The 18,368-nt window shown below is 40.5% G+C and carries 24 protein-coding genes; 14 read left to right on the forward strand and 10 right to left on the reverse strand.

The genetic code is table 11. From position 1 onward, the window contains the following. The 3 genes from ileS to murJ form a co-directional block, all read right to left on the reverse strand. Positions 1 to 2,829 (reverse strand): isoleucine--tRNA ligase, encoded by a 2,829-nt coding sequence (ileS, locus tag AN214_RS03770; protein WP_054978484.1) that lies wholly within the window; start codon positions 2,827 to 2,829, stop codon positions 1 to 3. Positions 2,830 to 2,854: 25 nt separating this feature from the next. After that, positions 2,855 to 3,781 carry a bifunctional riboflavin kinase/FAD synthetase gene (ribF, locus tag AN214_RS03775; RefSeq protein WP_054978485.1) on the reverse strand — a complete coding sequence of 309 codons (927 nt, stop codon included), beginning with the start codon at positions 3,779 to 3,781 and terminating at the stop codon, positions 2,855 to 2,857. Positions 3,782 to 3,854: 73 nt separating this feature from the next. Next, on the reverse strand, positions 3,855 to 5,417 hold the full coding sequence (gene murJ / locus AN214_RS03780; RefSeq protein WP_082428482.1) for a murein biosynthesis integral membrane protein MurJ: 1,563 nt from the start codon (positions 5,415 to 5,417) through the stop codon (positions 3,855 to 3,857). Positions 5,418 to 5,706: 289 nt separating this feature from the next. Here murJ and rpsT point away from each other — a divergent pair, with 289 nt between their 5' ends. Next, positions 5,707 to 5,967, forward strand: coding sequence for a 30S ribosomal protein S20 (rpsT, locus tag AN214_RS03785; protein WP_010560657.1), 261 nt, complete (start codon positions 5,707 to 5,709; stop codon positions 5,965 to 5,967). Positions 5,968 to 6,038: 71 nt separating this feature from the next. On the opposite strand, the gene AN214_RS03790 is transcribed toward rpsT, so the two are convergent. Further along, positions 6,039 to 6,419 carry a response regulator gene (locus AN214_RS03790; RefSeq protein WP_010560658.1) on the reverse strand — a complete coding sequence of 127 codons (381 nt, stop codon included), beginning with the start codon at positions 6,417 to 6,419 and terminating at the stop codon, positions 6,039 to 6,041. 99 nt (positions 6,420 to 6,518) lie between these two features. Here AN214_RS03790 and AN214_RS03795 point away from each other — a divergent pair, with 99 nt between their 5' ends. The 3 genes from AN214_RS03795 to smrA all read left to right on the forward strand — a co-directional run bounded on the left by AN214_RS03795 (position 6,519) and on the right by smrA (position 7,931). Continuing rightward, positions 6,519 to 6,971, forward strand: a complete 453-nt coding sequence (locus AN214_RS03795) for a hypothetical protein (RefSeq protein ID WP_054978486.1) — start codon at positions 6,519 to 6,521, stop codon at positions 6,969 to 6,971. A gap of 94 nt (positions 6,972 to 7,065) precedes the next feature. Further along, positions 7,066 to 7,305 carry a hypothetical protein gene (locus AN214_RS03800; RefSeq protein ID WP_054978487.1) on the forward strand — a complete coding sequence of 80 codons (240 nt, stop codon included), beginning with the start codon at positions 7,066 to 7,068 and terminating at the stop codon, positions 7,303 to 7,305. A 50-nt stretch (positions 7,306 to 7,355) separates the two neighbouring features. Next, positions 7,356 to 7,931 (forward strand): DNA endonuclease SmrA, encoded by a 576-nt coding sequence (gene smrA / locus AN214_RS03805; protein WP_054978488.1) that lies wholly within the window; start codon positions 7,356 to 7,358, stop codon positions 7,929 to 7,931. Positions 7,932 to 7,945: 14 nt separating this feature from the next. Here the strand turns inward: smrA and AN214_RS23175 are convergent, their stop codons facing one another. Together AN214_RS23175 and AN214_RS03810 are read right to left on the reverse strand one after the other, a co-directional pair. Next, entirely contained in the window at positions 7,946 to 8,080 is a 135-nt protein-coding gene (locus AN214_RS23175) for a hypothetical protein (protein ID WP_267890920.1), read from the reverse strand. A gap of 122 nt (positions 8,081 to 8,202) precedes the next feature. Beyond that, on the reverse strand, positions 8,203 to 9,120 hold the full coding sequence (locus tag AN214_RS03810) for a glyoxylate/hydroxypyruvate reductase A (protein ID WP_054978489.1): 918 nt from the start codon (positions 9,118 to 9,120) through the stop codon (positions 8,203 to 8,205). Between the two features lie 155 nt (positions 9,121 to 9,275). On the opposite strand from AN214_RS03810, the gene AN214_RS03815 reads away from it, so the two are divergent. Continuing rightward, positions 9,276 to 9,941 (forward strand): OmpW family protein, encoded by a 666-nt coding sequence (locus AN214_RS03815; protein ID WP_010560663.1) that lies wholly within the window; start codon positions 9,276 to 9,278, stop codon positions 9,939 to 9,941. Between the two features lie 90 nt (positions 9,942 to 10,031). On the opposite strand, the gene AN214_RS03820 is transcribed toward AN214_RS03815, so the two are convergent. Further along, a complete protein-coding gene (locus tag AN214_RS03820) occupies positions 10,032 to 10,637 on the reverse strand; it encodes a peroxiredoxin C (RefSeq protein ID WP_010560664.1) in 606 nt (201 codons plus the stop codon). A 358-nt stretch (positions 10,638 to 10,995) separates the two neighbouring features. Continuing rightward, positions 10,996 to 11,718 (reverse strand): fatty acid metabolism transcriptional regulator FadR, encoded by a 723-nt coding sequence (gene fadR / locus AN214_RS03825; RefSeq protein ID WP_010560665.1) that lies wholly within the window; start codon positions 11,716 to 11,718, stop codon positions 10,996 to 10,998. Between the two features lie 271 nt (positions 11,719 to 11,989). Between fadR and dsbB the strand changes: the two genes are divergently transcribed. Continuing rightward, positions 11,990 to 12,514: a disulfide bond formation protein DsbB gene (gene dsbB, locus AN214_RS03830; RefSeq protein WP_054978655.1), complete on the forward strand. Its 525-nt coding sequence runs from the start codon at positions 11,990 to 11,992 to the stop codon at positions 12,512 to 12,514. A gap of 1 nt (position 12,515) precedes the next feature. Then, positions 12,516 to 12,818, forward strand: a complete 303-nt coding sequence (locus tag AN214_RS03835) for a DUF6170 family protein (protein WP_054978490.1) — start codon at positions 12,516 to 12,518, stop codon at positions 12,816 to 12,818. Between the two features lie 25 nt (positions 12,819 to 12,843). Here the strand turns inward: AN214_RS03835 and AN214_RS03840 are convergent, their stop codons facing one another. Then, positions 12,844 to 13,164, reverse strand: a complete 321-nt coding sequence (locus AN214_RS03840) for a helix-hairpin-helix domain-containing protein (RefSeq protein ID WP_082428483.1) — start codon at positions 13,162 to 13,164, stop codon at positions 12,844 to 12,846. Positions 13,165 to 13,327: 163 nt separating this feature from the next. Here AN214_RS03840 and AN214_RS03845 point away from each other — a divergent pair, with 163 nt between their 5' ends. The 4 genes from AN214_RS03845 to AN214_RS03860 are packed head-to-tail and all read left to right on the forward strand — an operon-like array spanning position 13,328 to position 16,403. Then, entirely contained in the window at positions 13,328 to 14,062 is a 735-nt protein-coding gene (locus tag AN214_RS03845; protein ID WP_054978491.1) for an RNA methyltransferase, read from the forward strand. 2 nt (positions 14,063 to 14,064) lie between these two features. Then, complete coding sequence (locus AN214_RS03850) at positions 14,065 to 14,799, forward strand: 5-oxoprolinase subunit PxpA (RefSeq protein WP_054978492.1); 735 nt, start codon at positions 14,065 to 14,067, stop codon at positions 14,797 to 14,799. Continuing rightward, positions 14,792 to 15,484 carry a 5-oxoprolinase subunit PxpB gene (gene pxpB / locus AN214_RS03855; RefSeq protein WP_054978493.1) on the forward strand — a complete coding sequence of 231 codons (693 nt, stop codon included), beginning with the start codon at positions 14,792 to 14,794 and terminating at the stop codon, positions 15,482 to 15,484. The genes AN214_RS03850 and pxpB overlap by 8 nt, the downstream gene beginning before the upstream one ends. Next, positions 15,477 to 16,403 carry a biotin-dependent carboxyltransferase family protein gene (locus AN214_RS03860; RefSeq protein WP_054978494.1) on the forward strand — a complete coding sequence of 309 codons (927 nt, stop codon included), beginning with the start codon at positions 15,477 to 15,479 and terminating at the stop codon, positions 16,401 to 16,403. Before pxpB ends, AN214_RS03860 begins: the two co-directional genes overlap by 8 nt. A 48-nt stretch (positions 16,404 to 16,451) precedes the next feature. Here AN214_RS03860 and AN214_RS03865 read toward each other — a convergent pair whose 3' ends face one another. Further along, positions 16,452 to 16,901 carry an Hsp20 family protein gene (locus tag AN214_RS03865; protein WP_054978495.1) on the reverse strand — a complete coding sequence of 150 codons (450 nt, stop codon included), beginning with the start codon at positions 16,899 to 16,901 and terminating at the stop codon, positions 16,452 to 16,454. 219 nt (positions 16,902 to 17,120) lie between these two features. Between AN214_RS03865 and AN214_RS03870 the strand changes: the two genes are divergently transcribed. From AN214_RS03870 to AN214_RS03880, 3 genes are all read left to right on the forward strand, one after another. Beyond that, complete coding sequence (locus AN214_RS03870; protein WP_054978496.1) at positions 17,121 to 17,612, forward strand: TlpA disulfide reductase family protein; 492 nt, start codon at positions 17,121 to 17,123, stop codon at positions 17,610 to 17,612. Between the two features lie 57 nt (positions 17,613 to 17,669). Continuing rightward, entirely contained in the window at positions 17,670 to 17,948 is a 279-nt protein-coding gene (gene ppiC / locus AN214_RS03875; RefSeq protein WP_054978497.1) for a peptidylprolyl isomerase PpiC, read from the forward strand. Positions 17,949 to 18,075: 127 nt separating this feature from the next. Further along, positions 18,076 to 18,342 carry a GrxA family glutaredoxin gene (locus tag AN214_RS03880; RefSeq protein ID WP_010560676.1) on the forward strand — a complete coding sequence of 89 codons (267 nt, stop codon included), beginning with the start codon at positions 18,076 to 18,078 and terminating at the stop codon, positions 18,340 to 18,342. The last annotated feature ends 26 nt before the right edge of the window (positions 18,343 to 18,368 follow it).

Here is an 18,368-nt window from a genome sequence, read left to right on the forward strand (position 1 = left end):
CTATGCAAATTGACGAACTTCACCTTCGCCATCTACGTTGCTTACACAACGGCCACAAATATCTTTGTGTTCTTCGTGAGTGCCTACATCATCACAGTAATGCCAACAACGCTCACACTTTTCTGCCGATGTTGCTGCGACCGAAATAAACAAACCGTCAATTTCGCTTGCAACCGCATCTGCTGGACGGTTTTCTTTATTTTCAACAACCGCTTTTGAGGTAAGCAATACGAAGCGTAACTCATCGCCAAGCGCATTCAGTTGCGCTTCAAGCTCTGAACCCACATACAAGGTTACTTCTGCTTGCAATGTTGCGCCGATTTTCTCTTCTTTACGTGCAGCTTCAAGTACTTTGTTTACCTCAGCGCGCACTTCTAAAAGTTGCTGCCAGAAAGCGTTATCTAGCTTAGCTGAATCTGCTTTCACCAGACCTTGGTACCATTCGCCTGTAAATACAAACTCATCACGCTTACCTGGTAGTACTTGCCAGATTTCTTGCGCTGTGAAGCTCATGATCGGTGCCATCCAGCGCGTCATTGCTTCAGCAATATGGTAAAGCGCAGTTTGACATGAACGACGTGCAACACTGTCAGCCTTTGCAGTGTACTGACGGTCTTTAATAACATCTAAGTAGAATGAACCAAGTTCAACGGTACAGAAGTTCATTAGCTTTTGTGTTACTACCAGCATTTGATATTCATCGTATGCTGCAACTAGCTCGTCTTGTAATACAGCGGCACGGTCTAAAATCCAACGATCAAGAGCAACCATTTCATCTGCTGCAACCATATCTGTTTCTGGATTAAAACCATTTAGGTTCGCTAATAAGTAACGTGCAGTATTACGGATACGGCGGTAACGATCTGCTGAACGTTTAAAGATTTCGTCCGAAACTGTCATCTCTGCTGTGTAATCAGTAGACGCAACCCATAAACGCAGGATATCTGCACCCATTTTGTTCATGATATCTTGCGGCGAAATTACGTTACCCAGTGACTTCGACATCTTGCGACCATTTTGGTCAACGGTAAAACCATGTGTAAGCACTTGCTTATATGGTGCATGACCATTAATCGCAACTGATGTCATCATTGACGACATAAACCAACCACGGTGTTGGTCAGAACCTTCAAGATATAAATCTGCAGGGCCTGTTAGTTCTTCACGTGCATCAACAACACATGCGTGTGTTACACCTGAATCAAACCAAACATCTAACGTGTCTTGTACTTTTACGTATTGCGCTGCATCTTCAGCACTTAGTAGCTCAGTTACTTCTAAGTCATACCAAGCTTGAATACCCTTTTCTTTTACCTTTACAGCAACTTGCTCGATAAGCTCGGCAGTATTTGGGTGTAGGCTACCAGTATCTTTATCAACAAATAGTGCAATTGGCACCCCCCACGTACGCTGACGTGAAATACACCAATCTGGGCGGCCTTCAACCATGTTCGCAATACGGCTTTCGCCCCACTCTGGTAGCCACTGAGTCTTCTTAATTTCGTTTAATGAATCTTGACGTAAGTTCGCCTGATCCATACTTACGAACCACTGCGGTGTTGCACGGAAAATAATTGGCGTTTTATGGCGCCAACAATGCGGGTAACTGTGATTAAGCGCATGATGATGCATTAATGCGCCTTTTTCAGTTAACACGTCAATTACGTTCGCGTTTGCTTTAAATACATGTTGGCCTGCAAATAGTTCTGTATCAGGTAGATACACACCATTGGCACCCACTGGGTTAGCTACTTCTAAGTTATATTGCTGACCCACAACAAAGTCTTCTTGACCGTGACCCGGTGCAGTATGAACCGCGCCCGTACCAGAATCAGTCGTAACGTGCTCACCTAAAATCACAGGAACAGTGAAATCGTAGAATGGGTGGTTTGTTTGCAATAATTCAAGGTCTGAACCTTGGCAATAACCAAGTGCATGGAACTTATCCACGCCATAACGATCCATTGCATCTTTTACTAAGTCAGATGCTAATACTAAACGCTGTTTACCTTGTTCAGTTTCAATTTGAACTAAGCTGTACTCAAGACCTTCATGCACTGCAACCGCACGGTTAGCAGGCAGTGTCCAAGGTGTTGTAGTCCATATAACAATGCTGATATCGCCTTCACCTTCATGACCATCCGCTAAGTTAAACTTAGAGATAAGAGCAGCTTGATCAGCAAAGGTGAACTTAACGTCAATTGCAGGTGATTGTTTGTCTTGGTACTCAACTTCCGCTTCAGCAAGTGCTGAACCACAATCTGTACACCAATGAACTGGCTTAGAACCTTTATGAAGGTGACCGTTTTTGATAATGCGGCCTAACACGCGAATCGCGTTTGCTTCAAAGTCGAAGTTCATTGTTAAATAAGGCTTGTCCCAATCACCAAATACACCAAGGCGTTTAAAATCGGTCTTTTGGCCTTCAACTTGCTTTTTAGCGTAGTCGCGGCACTTTTCGCGGAATTCGGCAACAGATACTTTTTTACCTGGCTTGCCTACTTTCTTTTCTACTTGTAGCTCAATTGGTAAACCGTGGCAGTCCCAACCTGGAACATACGGTGCATCAAAGCCTGAAAGCGTCTTAGACTTAATAATAATGTCTTTAAGAATTTTATTTACAGAGTGACCTAGGTGAATATTGCCATTTGCATACGGAGGGCCGTCGTGCAAAATGAAAGATTTCTTGCCTTTCTTAGCGGTGCGAATTTGACCATATAAGTCTTTTTCGTACCAAGATTTAAGCATTTGTGGTTCGCGTTTTGCTAAGTTACCACGCATTGGAAACTCAGTTTCCGGCAAATTTAAGGTATGTTTGTAGTCGCTCATTTAATTCTACTTTCCGTATCGGCTACTAAATTAAATCAAAATAGGCTTTTGCTTCGTCAACATCACGCGAAATTTGCGCTGTTAACTGGGCAAAGCTATCAAACTTTATTTCATCTCGAAGTTTATGCACAGGTGCGACTTCGATAATCTGACCATAAAGGTCACAATTAAAATCAAAAAGGTGCGCTTCTAAAAGGGTGCGCTTGCCATTAAATGTTGGCTTAGTGCCAATATTAGCAACCCCGTAATAAATCTTATTCGCTACTGTGACTTGTACACAGTACACACCACTTAACGGACTAACTTGTCGTTTAAGCGGAATATTTGCCGTCGGAAAGCCTAGTTCTCGCCCCTTCTTCCAGCCATGTACCACTTTACCAATAACACTGTAAGTTCGGCCTAACATTTCATTTGCCAGATGAATATCACCTTGGCTTAGTGCTAAGCGAATTGCAGTACTACTCACGCGACAATCTTTTTGTCGCAAGCTTGCGGTACTTTTTACATTAAAGCCATGCGTTGCACCGCTTATTTGTAACATTTGATAATTGCCACTACGACCTTTACCAAATCGAAAATCATCGCCCACAGTTAACGCTGCTACGCCGAGTTTTTCAACCAGTACGTGTTCAACAAACTCGTCAGCAGATTGATTCGCAAATTTCTCGTTAAATTTTATGCAAATAACACGGTCCACGCCTAATTGAGACAATAACGCTAGCTTGTCTCGTAAACGTGTTAAACGTGCTGGTGCATCACTTTTTCTAAAATACTCTTGTGGCTGAGGTTCAAATATCATTACCGTACTGGGTAATTGATATTGTTTTGCATCTTGAATTAGCCCTTTGATAACCGCTTGGTGACCTAAATGCACACCATCGAAATTACCAATGGTTAATACACAGCCTTTATGTTTTGGCCTTATATTGTGTATACCGCGGATTAACTCCATTACGTACTAGCAAACCTCAAAAAAAGTGAATTAAAATTTAAGCGCCCGATTATAGACTTTTTTTACTCGATTATCAGTTAATATTTTTTATTTGTCTGAATCGCACACCCATGAGCACAAGCAGTAAAAAATATACAACCACTGCGACCACGATAAATCCACTTAACAAAGCCACTTGTTGCATAAAGCCTCGCTGCTGCCATTGGAAATAGTGCTGTAATTGATAAACAGCTAAAAACATTAAAATACTGGCTATTAAACACTTAACGAAAAACCACACGGTGCTTTTCGACACCCCATAAACGCCCTGTTTGTGCAAAAAATAATAGAGTAAAATTGCATTACAGGTAGCGGAAAGCGATGTTGCCAGCGCTAAACCTAAATAGCCAAACATTGGTGCTAGTATTAAATTAAATACCATATTTAATACCATTGCGGCTACGCCAATTTTGGCTGGTGTTTTGGTATTTTGTTTCGCGTAAAAAGCGGGTGCTAATACCTTAATCAACATAAAGCTTAACAGGCCAAACGCATACGCAGTAACACCCATTGCCACCTTTTCAACATGATTGCCGCTGGCCATAAATTCCCCATGACCAAACAACACATTAATAATCAGAGGCGCTAACACAATTAAACCAAAACAGGCGGGAATACCAAGCCAAACAACAAAACGTACGCCCCAGTCGACCGTAGCTTGGAATTGTTTAGGATCATCATTGACATGTAGCTTAGACAAGGTAGGCAAAATGACTGTCGCAATACCAATACCAAATAAGCCAAGTGGAAATTCAATTAAACGGTCAGAATAATAAAGCCAAGCAACTGAGCCGGTAACTAAAAACGACGCAATCACAGTATCTAACAACAAGTTAATTTGGCTTACCGAAACACCAAACATTGCAGGTAACATTAACGTGCGCACTTTCTTTACGTTTTTATCGCGCCACGCAAATGTTGGTTTTACCAGCACATTATTTTTTCGTAAAAATGGCAGTTGAAATAAAAGCTGTACTAGGCCACCAATAAACACGCCAAGTGCCATAGCAAATGCACCAAACTCAAATTTATCGTGAAAGTAATATGCGCAACCAATAATAGAGATATTTAATAAAACAGGCGTAAAAGCGGCAACCGAAAACTGATTGTAGACATTGAGTACTGCGCCAGATAACGCCACGAGGCTAACAAAAAACAAATAAGGAAAGGTTAATTTAAGCATTTGACTGAATAGTTCGTACTTAAATCCTTCGGCACCGCCAGTAACATATTCGTTGTACCAACCCGGTGCAAATATCGCGGCAACCACACCTGATCCTAACACCCCCAGAATTGTGACAATTAATAACACTGTACCGAGTGTGCCTGCTGCTTGAGCTACAAATACGCGTACCCCATTGTCGCCGTCTTTTTCTTTTACTTCAGTTAATACGGGTACAAACGCTTGAGCAAACGCCCCTTCGGCAAAGAGGCGACGTAAAAAATTGGGGATTTTATTGGCAAATAAAAAAATATCAGCAGCAGCACCTGCGCCGAGTAAATGAGCCGTAACCGCGTCGCGAACCAATCCTAGAATACGGGATATAAAGGTCATTAAACTCACAACCATTCCCGAACGAAATAGGCCTTTTGCCACTGCTCCCCCTACGCTTTAATAACCGACAATAAAATTAAGTTGCTCAGTATGCCACAAACTTCTTATGGGGTGACACACGCGTATGCAGTTTATAACGATAAATTATCGTGTGAAGTACTAGTATTGCTAAGTGCTTATTTGATATACTCCCGCCACTTGTTCGGTTGAGGCAAGCCAGTACAGCAATTAAGCTAAACTAAAGTACAAAAGTCATTGACTTTTGCTCTTAATGTTGGCATATTCCTCGGCCTTTAAATTAAGCTTATTTTAAGATTGTTAGGAGCAAACCTTGGCTAACATCAAGTCTGCAAAAAAACGTGCTATTACGAGCGAAAAGCGTCGTCAGCACAACGCAAGCCGTCGTTCAATGATGCGTACTTTCTTCAAGAAAGTAGTTGCTGAAATCGAAGCGGGTAACAAAGAAGGCGCACAAGCAGCTTTCGAAAAAGTAGTTCCAGTTTTAGACCGTTACGCAACTAAAGGTCTAATTCACAAGAACAAAGCAGCTCGTCACAAGAGCCGTCTTGCTGCAAAAATAAAAGCACTTTAATTAGTACTTTATTTTGCAAATAAAAAAACCGGTTAACACCGGTTTTTTTATGTCTAAAATTTGTATCGCAACTAAATTGCCAGCTCAGGCAGTAGCTTCTTCAAAATACCTGCGATCTTTTTTGGTGAAAACGGTTTTACCACAAACCCTTTTGCGCCACGTTCAATTGCATCTTTAACATTTTCAACCGTTGAGTGCGCCGATACCATGACCACGTTTGCCTCGGGTGAAATCTCGTTAATTGATTTGATCAATTCTTTACCGTCACCATCTGGTAATTCAATATCTAAAAAGATCACGTCGTATTGATGGTTTTTAATCTGTTCCAAACACGCTTGTGCAGTTGATGCTTCGTCTATGTTTGCTAAACCAAAGTGAATCAGTGTCTGGTGAAGAAAGTTTCTCACTGTCCCTACATCATCAACTATTAAAATAGCGTGCTCACCACTCATAAATCGTCCCGTATTTATTAATGAATTATAATGTTAAACTTATATACTTATAATTCAGATCACAAATTAATGACACTATTGTCAAACGAAATTATACATATGTCTATTAAAATTAAGCGCCAGTCGCTGATGGGCGACTCGGCCAGCAAAAAAAAAGTTAAACAAAGAGCCACAAAAAAACAACCAGCTCAAAGCCCTTCGCAGGCTGAAATTCAAGCCGCACAAAAACAAGTAGCAGCTAAGGTAGAAGCTAGGCCAAAAAAAAGCTTATGGTTAAGTTTAGCCTTTATTGCCCTCGCCGCTTTAATTATTCCCAAACCACAATTAATCTCGTACCAAAAGCTTAATGTAGTAGGTACAAGTATCTATTGGCCTGGTTTTTTAGGTCTACCAGCAACCATTTTTGATTCCGACCTCACTCTTGCAGGCGAAATAGACCAAGGAAAGATCTTTTTATGCGATAACATTAATCAAAATGTAGGTTGTCATAAATATCAAGTAGTTAAGCAGGAAGGTTTTATTTCTGTGATCTTGAGCTTTTTTTCGGATTAGTTTTTTTTATTCTAAAATTGTAGATTTTCTCGTTTGAAGAAAAGCCGGAATGCTCCGATAATTCGCGCCACTTAGTATTATCGGAGGCACCAAAGTGGAAAACTTAATTTTTTTATCAACAAACCTAACAATCGTCGCTTTATGTATTGGTGCATTTTTTATTAGTAATACTAAGGTTATCAAGCTATTTGCCGCAATTTCATTAGTTGCACTTTTTGTTATGCAAAGTATGAATACTGCGCCACAACAGCATTTATCAAATATCACGCTTATTCTGATTAATGCGTTTTATCTATTTAAAGTTTATACCCAGTATCAACTAGAACAGAATTAAGCATAACGATACAATAGTGACATGATTTCCTAACCATTTGGGGCCATATCATGTCACATTCCGATTCTGACCTTTTTTTACAGCAAATGGCTGATGTAACGCCACTAAAGCAAGACGCTGTTTCAACCCCAACCTCTAACGCCAAGAACGCGCTAAGTAATTTCTACAAGCAACAAAGCTCAAAGCAAATAAGCTTGTTAAATGATGCATTGAGTAGTGCAACTGTTGAATACGTTGAACCCGACGATTACATTAGCTACAAATCTTCAGGCCTTCAGGCTGGCGTATTTAAAAATTTGCGACTTGCCAAATATGATATCGATGGAAAAATTGAGCTTCAAGGTCACTCCATCAAAGAAGCACAGGATAAGTTAATACAGGAGTTGTCGGACTGTCATCGCCGCAACATACGTGTTGTGCTTATTAAACACGGTGTTGGCAAAGAAAATAGCGAACAACCAGCTAAATTAAAAAGCCATGTAAATGCGTGGCTTGTGCATTTCCCGTTTGTACTTGGTTTTCACACAGCACAAACTCACCACGGTGGCTATGGCGCAGTTTACGTACTGTTGAGTAAAAACGAACAAGCGAAGCTTGCAAACAAAGAAATTCACGCAAAAAAATAAGGCTCTATTGAGCCTTATTCTGCATTTGTTACTACTGTATTTTGGTTTACGGCTTCATCAGCCTGAGTGAACCAAGCACTCACTCCTAAAAAAGCAACCAATAAAGCGACTGAGCTTAATTTGATCCCTTTTGCCATTGCGCGGTGCATAACTCCCCCAATAATTTTGTTTTTTTATTATTGTTTTAGTACATAAACTGTACTGGAGAATCATTCTAAACAATTTACAAATTTTAACAACCCATTAAAACGCTGGTTTTACAACCAGTAGTTTAATAACCTAAGCCACAGTCTACGGTGTTCATTAGTGCTTGCCCCGCTTTTAATCTCAAATAGTTATCACACAACTGACGTGTCACTGTATCAACATTGCTAAGCGCCGAGCAATGAGGGGTAATAGTTATTGCGCTATGCTGCCAAAATGCATGCGTTTGCGGCAAAGGTTCAATACTAAACACATCCAAAATTGCATGCGCTACTTGACCTGAATCGAGATTCGCTAAAAGGCTTTGCTCATCGATTATATCGCCTCGTGCAACATTAATAATCACCACGCCTTTTTTGGTTTTTGATAAAAATGCATGATCAATCATATTGCGGGTATGTTTAGTTGAGGGCAATAAGCACACAATATAGTCGGCATCACTCACCGCTCGAGCTAAATCATCTTGCGCATAACTAGTAATGCCTTCTAGTGATTTAGCGGTGCGCGACCAAACACTAACATCAAAGCCATTTAGTTGCAGTAAATTTGCGCTTGCAGTACCTAACTGCCCTGCGCCAAGAACTGTTACTTTATTTCCCATTCTTGCGCGTTTTGGCTTCCACAGTTTTTCTTGTTGCTGCTTAACGTATAATTCGATTCGATGTTGATACGCTAAAATATGCGTAAGTACGTAACGGCTCATATCACTCGCTAAGTTATCATCAACAATACGGGTAATTGGCACATTGGGTAAACCATCGTATTGCAATAAACTGTCTACGCCCGCACCAAACGACGCAATCGCCTTACAATTAACAAAGGGTGCCAACGATCCTTTCGGTGGTTGCCATGCAACAATGTATTCAACCGCGAGTGCATCACTCACTTCTGGCCACACCTGAATTTTAACGTCAGGCAATATACCGTGAAATTTTTCGATGAGTTTATCGAGCTTACGGTTGGGGATTACTAATAAAATACTCATAAACGAACTCTAGGCAGTCAAAAACTTAATCTAAATCAAATTCTAATGTGGATAGACCGTATTTGACTATCAAAACTTGATCTAGAACAGCTTTTAATTTTTCTAGCTACCGATAATAGCCACATCAAAACAAAAGATGATTCGGGAGATTATCGATGAAAAAATTACTAACTACAGCATTACTAACTTCAGGTTTAATCGCAGCACCAGCAATGGCAAAACTAAGCGTAAACGTAGGTGCAATCAACGTAAACCCTGACAGCGGTACAAGCTACTTAAATGAAATCCCAACTGCGGGCGTTTCAGTAGACAGCAACACTCAGCTAGGTATTACATTTGACTACGCGATTAATGATAACTGGGTAGTAGAGTTAGTAGCAGCAACACCGTTTAGCCACGATATTTCTGGTGAAGGTAAAATTGGTGACTTAGCTATCGGCGGCGCAAGCATCGGTTCAACTAAACACTTACCACCATCACTGTTTGCACAATACCACTTCGGTAGCGCTGGTGACAAATTCCGTGCATTCGTAGGTGCTGGTGTTAACTACACTATCTTCTTTGACAGCGAAGCGGGTGCAGACCTAAAAGCGGTATTAGGTACTGATGATGTTAAACTTGAACTATCAAACTCATTTGGCTTAGCAGGTCAAGTAGGTGCAAACTACATGATCAATGAAAAATGGGGTATTCACGCAATGGCTTCTTACATCGACATCGATACAGATGCTGAAGTATTTGCAGGTGGCAACAAGGTATTAACGTCAGACGTTGCAATCGACCCATTTGTATTTATGCTAGGTGCTAAATACAAGTTCTAATTAGAATTTAAACCATAAAAAAATCCGGCAATTGCCGGATTTTTTATATCTTTTAAAAGCTGCTAAAAAGCAGCTTTTAACGAAAAAGACTTATAGGTCGCCTTCGTTTTCAGAAAGGAATGCAGCAACGCCAGCTGGGCTTGCGTCCATACCTTTTTTACCTTCTTCCCAGCCAGCAGGACATACTTCACCGTGCTCTGAGTGGAATGCTAGTGCGTCAACCATGCGAAGCATTTCGTCGATGTTACGACCTAGTGGTAAGTCGTTAACTACTTGGTGACGTACGTTACCTTCTTCATCGATTAGGAAAGAACCACGGAAAGCAACGCCAGCTTCTGGGTGCTCAACGTCGTATGCTTGACAGATTTCGTGTTTAACGTCAGCAACTAGTGCGTATTTAACTGGACCAATACCGCCTTCGTTAACTGGCGTGTTACGCCATGCGTTGTGTGAGAATTGTGAATCGATAGAAACACCGATAACTTCTACGCCACGCTTTTGGAATTCTTCAAAACGCTTGTCGAAAGCAATTAGCTCTGAAGGACATACGAATGTAAAATCTAATGGGTAAAAGAAAACAACTGCTTTTTTACCTTTGATTGCTTCGTGTAAGTTGTAGCTATCTACGATTTCGCCGTTACCTAAAACTGCTGCAGCTGTAAAGTCTGGTGCCTTGCGGCCTACTAATACGCCCATTATTTTCTCCAATTATTTATAATGAAATATCCAGTTTTGATGATTTATCATCATCTCTGGCAATAAATATAATGCCAAAATAAAAAAAACCAAGAGGTCTTGGCTTTTATTTTTATACTGCAGAAAGTGTAACGAATCGATGTAGTTAAAGATAATCAATTAAAACGATAAGGCCGTTCGATAAAAACGATTATGATACAAATCACACAATTGTGCGTTCTAGGTTATCGGCCGGTGTTATTTTTACACGACGCTTTTCTTAGGGTATGTAAGAGGTATTAACTTCCTTGCAACTTCAGCAATAAAAACAAAAAAGCCAGCAAATATGCTGGCTTTCGTTGGGTAAGCGTGAATTTAATTACGCATCTTGTTCCATAATATCTTCAGGCATAGTTTCTCTAATTTCTTGCCATAAGGCGCCTGATTCTAGACCATATTTACGCACTAAGAAAATAGACTCATCAAACTTGTCTTGCTCTGCTAGTGCTTTTAATTCTGCAAAAAACTTAAGCGCTAACTTACGCGTGCGCTCATCGGCAAAATAATGGCGGGCAATGCGCGCGTAAAAGCCTTTAAAACCATTTAGCGTTAATACGTAAATTGGGTTACCACAGGCAAATGCAAGTTCGTGGTGCATGCGGTAGTCGTAATCTGCAAACGCTTCGGCAGTGTCGGCTAAATCATCAGCACGGGACAAGGTTTCTATTACTTTATCTGGATTTGTTTTAATCGCTGAACGCGTATAAATAGCACTGATATTGGTACGCGCTGAAAGCAACTGGTCAATTAGCTCGGGTACTTTCGTTGAGTCTAATTTAGCAAGCGTCTCTAAAATATTAAGACCCGACGTTTCCCAATAATTATTAACACGTGTTGGCTTACCGTGTTGAATGGTCAACCAGCCGTCGCGCGCCAAACGCTGTAGCACTTCACGTAAAGTTGTACGTGTCACACCAATAAGCTCTGAAAGCTCTCGCTCTGCTGGTAAAATTGAACCTGGCGCAAATTCGCCGTTCCAAATCGATTCAACTATGTATTCCTCAGCAAATCCCGCAGGGCTTTTGGCTTTAAAAATTCTCATGAAGTGTCCAGTCGTTCTTGTAATGCTTTTTTAATCAAACTGATTGTACCAGATGCGATTGTTTGCACAAGCAAATAAATGCATAAGATAAAATAGTCTGTAAACTGTTTTTACCAAAGCTCTGTTAATGTTTGTAACGCATTTCACAATCTAAAAATCACACAAACCTTGGTATTTACGCCGTTTTACAAAATTCCAACGAAAATTCGTGCGAAGCAGTGGCGTTTTTTTTATAGTGTGCCCCATTATTAACGAATTTTTAGTAACGCCTATGTTTTCAAAACTTGCTCATTGGCCGGAACAACGCTTACCTTGGCTTTTATTGGCAGGCATCGCGCTTATCCTTGAAGGCGCAGCACTTTTCTTCCAATATGCTATGGATTTAGGGCCATGCGTAATGTGTATTTACCAACGTACCGCAATGCTGGGACTATTGTTTGCAGGTATTACAGGTGCTATTAAACCGCAAAATGTCTTTGTTCGTGTTATCGGGTTTGCATTTTGGGCTATTTCGGCAATTTGGGGTTACTTAATTGCTGCAGAACATATCGCTATGCAAAATAATACCGATCCATTTGCCTTTGCAGGTTGTGCCTTTGAGCCGAACTTCCCTGAGTTTTTACCACTGCATCAATGGATGCCATGGTTTTTTGAAGTCACCGGTGATTGCGGAAATATCAGCTGGCAATTTCTTGGCTTGAGTATGCCTGGTTGGATGCAAGTGATCTTTGCGATTGCGAGTGCGGTATTGTTTGTTGTGTTAATTACGCGTTTGGTTTTCGCTAAAAAGATTTAATATGTATTTCTCAACAAAAAACATTCCTGAATTAGATGGTTTATCAGTTCGACAACGACAAGAAGTTATTCACTTAGCCGTTGCGAACTTGCCAGCCAGTAAAAAGATCACACTCAATGTAGTAAAAATTGCGTGTTTAACACCGATATTTTTACTGTTAGCAAATATCGAATCTTGGTGGCTGCTTTTATACTTACTAATTGTGGGTTTGTGCTATCCACTTATTACTACACCACTTACACTAATGTTTATTAAGCCGCTGCTTAAAGAGGCGCGAACTGAGTTCGAAAACAACAATAAATAAAGGGGCAATCGCCCCTTTTTTTTATTTAAAACGTTACTCTGCCTTTTAGCTTGGCGATTGACCTTTCACCAAACCCCTTAATGTCATTCAATTCTTCAAGGGATTTTATTTTTCCATTCTGCTCACGATAGTTGATAATTCTGAGTGCTCGTGATTCGCCAATGCCAGGCAAGGTTGCCAACTCTTCTGCATTCGCAGTATTTACATTAACGAGCTCTACTTTAACAACTTCTTCAACGTTGCTCTTTGTCGGCTTTGTCACTTGTGACTCTGCACTCACAGAAAAGGTAATTGAAGTAATAGCTAATAAGAATGCGCCAAGTACTGGCAGTGAAAGTAATTTCATAACGCGCTCCTTTGCGTTGAGGTTCAAACCATTTGAACGTTTGTGAGAGTTATAAAGCGTTTGCCTTACACTTTTAGGTATAGGTTAAAAATTCTTATTGTCAAAACCCTTCCGCCTAAAGCGATGAGTGATATAATTTTGTAAGATTTAAGAAGGGTACAGTATGATCTCTAAAAACCAACTAAAACAATTACGTGCGTTATCTCAAAAAAAACAGCGTAAGTTACAAAATTTATTTTTAGTGCAAGGTGAAAAAAACGTACTCGAATTACTCGACAGCAATTTAGTTATTAAACAGCTTTTTGCTACCCAAATTTTTTGCGATAAGCACGCATCACAATTAAATGGCCTCAATATTATCACTTGCGACGAAGAGGAGCTTGCTAAGGCAAGTACGCTAGTTAGTAATAATGCTGCCATTGCGATTGTTGAAACGCCAAAACAAAGTGAGCCAAATAGCCAAGGTATTTCCATTGTACTTGATGGTGTTGCCGACCCAGGTAATTTAGGCACTATTATTCGCGTGGCCGACTGGTATGGAATTAATGAACTGATTTTAAGCCCTGATTGTGCAGACCCGTATAATCCAAAAGTTATCAGCGCGACGATGGGCAGCTTTACCCGCGTCAACATTATTCAAACTGAATTAACTGACTATTTTAGAAAACAAACTCGCCCTGTTTACGGCGCGTACTTAGGCGGCGAAAACATTCACGCAACACAGTTTGAAAGCGACTTAATTTTAGTGATGGGCAGCGAATCACACGGTATTCGCGAGCATATTGCCAGTGCGATTAGCAAAAAAATAACCATTCCGGCATTTGGTCAGGTTGAATCACTTAATGTTGCTATGGCAAGCGGCATTATTCTTGATAACATAAAACGCTGCCAAGGATAACCATGAAACTCAATTGCGATTTAGGGGAAAGTTTTGGTCAATATACATTAGGTTGTGATGATCAAGCCATGGCTGTAATTGATATGGCAAACATTGCGTGTGGTTTTCACGCTAGCGACCCTAATGTAATGGCACACACACTGAGCCTAGCGAAACTTCATAGTGTTGAGATAGGTGCTCACCCAAGTTACCCCGACAGGCAAGGTTTCGGCAGGCGCAGTATGCAACTATCAAATACCGAGCTGACCAATTTACTGCACTACCAAATCGCAACGCTAGAAGGCATGGCAAAAGTACAAGGGCTTAGCCTTAGCTATGTAAAACCACACGGCGCACTTTATAACGATATGATGGCCAACTCTGAATTGCTTGCCATCATTGCACAGGCAATCGCAAGTTACCCCTGCGAGTTAAAGTTAATGGTACTAAGTAGAGTTGATAACAGCCAAGCAATTCAAATCGCACAGAAAGCCGGCATTGAATTACTCTTTGAAGTCTTCGCTGATAGGCTATACAACCCAGATGGTTCGTTGGTATCACGCAATCTTGCAGGTGCTGTGCACGATGAAACCAAGCTACTTGAGCAAGTGAGTGAAATGAAGCAATTTGGTGCGATTACCACCCGTGATGGCAGCAAATTAACACTGCAATGCGACTCGCTATGTGTACACGGTGATAACCCTAGTGCGGTTGCTCAAATAGCAAAAATCAAACAGATTATTGCTAGCAATGAGTAACCCTAGCTATCGCATTTTTGATGCCAGTGAACATGCGGTTTTAATTTATTTTAGTGACACTATTTCAAGTGAGCAAACGCAAAAGCTCGCTGCTTTTTCACACGCTTTAAAGGCCTCACTGGGTGAGTTAATTGTTGATGTGACCATTTCCTACACTAGTGCGTTAGTTACTTATCAAAGCCTTAGTATTGATCATTTTTCAATAAAGCAAAAAATTAAAAGCATACTTACCCAGCTAAACGATACTGCATTTTCAGTAAACCAAATCGAGTTACCCGCCTATTATCATAGCGAAGTAGGTGCTGATCTAAACGCCATGGCAAAAGCAAAAAATCTCACTGTATCCGATATTATCAAATACCACAGCGAACAAATTTACAGTGTATTTGCCATTGGTTTTGCACCGGGTTTTGCATTTTTAGGTGAAGTAAACCCAATACTTGCCACTCCACGCCTTGCAACTCCCCGTAAAAAAGTAGCCAAGGGTTCGATCGCCATCGCAGATAGGCAAACTGCGGTTTATCCAGCCGCTTCTCCGGGTGGTTGGAACCTTATTGGTAACTGCCCTGTTTCACTATTTGATGCTGAAAATACACCTCCTTTGCCTTTTAATATTGGTGATAGCGTGAAGTTTATACCTATTGAGCGTAGTGAGTTTATTCGCTTAGGAGGCCACATTGACTAGCGTACTCAAAGTCATCAATCCGGGGCTCTATTGCTGCGTTCAAGATTTGGGGCGATTTGGACAAAACCATTTAGGTCTTACCACAGGTGGATGTCACGACCCTTACGCCTTTAAAATTGCCAATGCCCTTGTCGGCAACCCAATTAATAGCCCAGCACTTGAATTAACGCTTGGTGGCTTTCGCGCGGAAGTACTAGTGCCAATAACGATTGCACTTACAGGGCCAAATGTTGAGTTTACAGTTAACAATAAAAGCCAAGCGCTTTGGCAAAGTATTCAAGTAACACGGGGTGATTTAATTGAAATTGCAACGCCCCATACTGGTTTAAGGCACACGCTTGCAATTTCAGGTGGTATCAAAGCACAGTCACACTTTACAAGTGTTAGTACCGTTTTACGTGAAGGGCTTGGCTGCAAAATTGAAGCAAACACACCAATAAAACAACAAGTACCTCGTTTTACAAAGCACAAGAGGTTACCTGCTAACTTATTACCTAATTATTGCCAAAACACACCGCTTAATATGGTACTTGCGCTGCAACATCATGAATTTTCAACGGCCGATATAAACCGCTTTCTAAATTCAAGTTATACCGTAACTGTGCAAAGTGACCGCATGGGTTATCGTTTACAAGGCGCAGTATTAGAAAGCCCAACCGGTGCGCGCTTTTCAGAAGGCATCAACCTAGGTGCCATACAAGTGCCCGCCGATGGTCAACCTATAGTACTTTTAAATGATCGCCAAACCATTGGCGGCTATCCGAAACTTGGCTCAGTCACCGCATTAGATTGTGCAAACTTATTACAAAAACGCGCGGGTGATGAAGTGGCGTTTAATGCGATTAGCATTGAAAAAGCGCAAACCCTTAATCACCTCGCCCAAGTAAAATTACAGCGCGCGCTCGACACCTTAAACTAAAAAAGCGCCTTACGGCGCTTTTTGTGGTTGGGAAATCTGTTTTAAAGTTTATACTTCTTCAAGTAACTCTTGCGTTGAGTTAATGGCAATTTTACGTGGCTTATGCGCTTCTGGAATTTCACGAAGCAAAGTAATGTTCAATAAACCGTTTTCTAAATTAGCGCCAACAACTTTAACATGATCACCTAACTGGAATTTGTGCTCAAAGTTTCGCTCAGCAATGCCTTGGTGAATAAATTTACGCTCAGCTTGCGATTCTTTTTCTGCTTTCACGCCCGATACTTTTAGCGTGTTTTTCTCTGTTTCAATGGTTAACTCAGATTCTAAAAAGCCTGCAACAGCCATGGTGATTTGATAGTCATTTTCACCTAAAAGCTCAATATTGTAAGGCGGAAAGTTTGATTGTTTGGTATTGCGGCTCGCGTTATCCATCATTTGAGCTAAGTGATCAAAACCGATGAACGAACGATAAAGTGGAGATAGATCTAAATTACGCATAGTATATATCCTCATAAAGCGATAATTGTCTTAAAAACGACTCTCCTAAAGCGGACAAGTCTTAAATAAAGTCAGGCAATTCAAATTGTTACCTGAATAGAAAACCCTTATGGCGTCTTCATAACTAGATATGTGGTGGCTAATTTCTTTTTCAAGGTATTAATTTAAATTTTTTTAATTAACCACCTAAACTTCATCTTTAGAGAACACTTCAACCCTATGAAATTAAAAATAAAAAGCATTATTTCAAATATTTTATTTTTTTCTGTGATTTTTTTTGTGATCACTACTTTTCAGCAGCGAAACTTACTGAGTAACGACCAACCAGCACCCTATTTTAATTTAGAGACACTAGAAACCGGCGAGCGAGTATCCATTAAATCGTTACAAAACCAACAAACGGTGGTTTATTTTTTTGCCCCTTGGTGCACCGTATGCAAACTCAGCATGCCGAACCTCGATAAACTGGCTAAAAACGGCAGTATCAATGCCATAGCAATTGCCGCTGACTATGAGAGCAAGCAACAAGTTGAAGCATTTGTAGATGAACTATCCCTCAGCATGCCGGTGCTATTAGCCGATAGCCACACCGCTAGTAATTATAAAATTTCTGCCTTTCCCACTTATTATGTGATTTCAGAAGATTTAAAAATTATTGCCAAATCGATGGGCTATTCCACAGAATTAGGCCTAAGAGCTCGCAGCTTTTAGACAAAATAGCAACTAGCCATTAAAATACGCGTATCTTAATTTGCATTCGAGAATCCAATGCCTAAAGCATGCGCGTATCACATCTTAGTTAATACTGAAAAACTCTGTTTAGAACTAAAAGAAAAGCTTAAAAAAGGAGCTGACTTTAACAAGCTTGCTAAACAACATTCAAGGTGCCCGTCGCGCAAACGCGGTGGCGACTTGGGTGAATTTAATAAAGGCGATATGGTAAAAGCATTTGATGATGTGGTTTTTAAAAAGCCATTATTTGAAGTGCACGGCCCTGTAAAAACCAAATTTGGTTATCACCTAATTAAAACGGTATACCGCACTTAATTCTCTAAAAATAGATTATTAAAAACCACCCATCGTTATTTGCGAATGATGCGATTGAGTTTATCAATTTCACAAACTCACCTTTCGCTGACACAATGGGTTCATTAAATTTAAAGAGGAAAGAATAATGTTTACAGTAATTTTTGGCCGTGATGGCTGCCCATTTTGTGTTCGCGCAAAAGAATTAGCAGAACGTTTAACCCAGGAACGTGATGATTTTAAATTCCGTTACGTAGATATTATTAAAGAAGGCGTATCAAAAGCGGATTTAGAAAAATCAGCTGGCAAGCCTTGTGAAACAGTACCTCAAATCTTCTTAGATCAAAAACACATTGGCGGCTTCACCGATTTCGAAGCATACGCGAAAGAGCACTTAGGCTTATACGCTGAGTAATACCAATTCAGTGATGTGTATAAAAA

The sequence above is a fragment of the Pseudoalteromonas sp. P1-9 genome (assembly GCF_001399975.1).
Taxonomy (GTDB): Bacteria; Pseudomonadota; Gammaproteobacteria; order Enterobacterales; family Alteromonadaceae; genus Pseudoalteromonas.

Bases quoted from the DNA above. Each gene is read 5' to 3' on its own strand.
- ileS (WP_054978484.1), bottom strand. From the start codon at position 2,829: ATGAGCGACTACAAACATACCTTAAATTTGCCGGAAACTGAGTTTCCA.
- ribF (WP_054978485.1), bottom strand. From the start codon at position 3,781: ATGGAGTTAATCCGCGGTATACACAATATAAGGCCAAAACATAAAGGC.
- AN214_RS03790 (WP_010560658.1), bottom strand. From the start codon at position 6,419: ATGAGTGGTGAGCACGCTATTTTAATAGTTGATGATGTAGGGACAGTG.
- AN214_RS03795 (WP_054978486.1), top strand. From the start codon at position 6,519: ATGTCTATTAAAATTAAGCGCCAGTCGCTGATGGGCGACTCGGCCAGC.
- smrA (WP_054978488.1), top strand. From the start codon at position 7,356: ATGTCACATTCCGATTCTGACCTTTTTTTACAGCAAATGGCTGATGTA.
- AN214_RS23175 (WP_267890920.1), bottom strand. From the start codon at position 8,080: ATGCACCGCGCAATGGCAAAAGGGATCAAATTAAGCTCAGTCGCTTTA.
- AN214_RS03810 (WP_054978489.1), bottom strand. From the start codon at position 9,120: ATGAGTATTTTATTAGTAATCCCCAACCGTAAGCTCGATAAACTCATC.
- AN214_RS03815 (WP_010560663.1), top strand. From the start codon at position 9,276: ATGAAAAAATTACTAACTACAGCATTACTAACTTCAGGTTTAATCGCA.
- AN214_RS03820 (WP_010560664.1), bottom strand. From the start codon at position 10,637: ATGGGCGTATTAGTAGGCCGCAAGGCACCAGACTTTACAGCTGCAGCA.
- fadR (WP_010560665.1), bottom strand. From the start codon at position 11,718: ATGAGAATTTTTAAAGCCAAAAGCCCTGCGGGATTTGCTGAGGAATAC.
- dsbB (WP_054978655.1), top strand. From the start codon at position 11,990: ATGTTTTCAAAACTTGCTCATTGGCCGGAACAACGCTTACCTTGGCTT.
- AN214_RS03835 (WP_054978490.1), top strand. From the start codon at position 12,516: ATGTATTTCTCAACAAAAAACATTCCTGAATTAGATGGTTTATCAGTT.
- AN214_RS03840 (WP_082428483.1), bottom strand. From the start codon at position 13,164: ATGAAATTACTTTCACTGCCAGTACTTGGCGCATTCTTATTAGCTATT.
- AN214_RS03845 (WP_054978491.1), top strand. From the start codon at position 13,328: ATGATCTCTAAAAACCAACTAAAACAATTACGTGCGTTATCTCAAAAA.
- AN214_RS03850 (WP_054978492.1), top strand. From the start codon at position 14,065: ATGAAACTCAATTGCGATTTAGGGGAAAGTTTTGGTCAATATACATTA.
- pxpB (WP_054978493.1), top strand. From the start codon at position 14,792: ATGAGTAACCCTAGCTATCGCATTTTTGATGCCAGTGAACATGCGGTT.
- AN214_RS03865 (WP_054978495.1), bottom strand. From the start codon at position 16,901: ATGCGTAATTTAGATCTATCTCCACTTTATCGTTCGTTCATCGGTTTT.
- AN214_RS03870 (WP_054978496.1), top strand. From the start codon at position 17,121: ATGAAATTAAAAATAAAAAGCATTATTTCAAATATTTTATTTTTTTCT.
- ppiC (WP_054978497.1), top strand. From the start codon at position 17,670: ATGCCTAAAGCATGCGCGTATCACATCTTAGTTAATACTGAAAAACTC.
- AN214_RS03880 (WP_010560676.1), top strand. From the start codon at position 18,076: ATGTTTACAGTAATTTTTGGCCGTGATGGCTGCCCATTTTGTGTTCGC.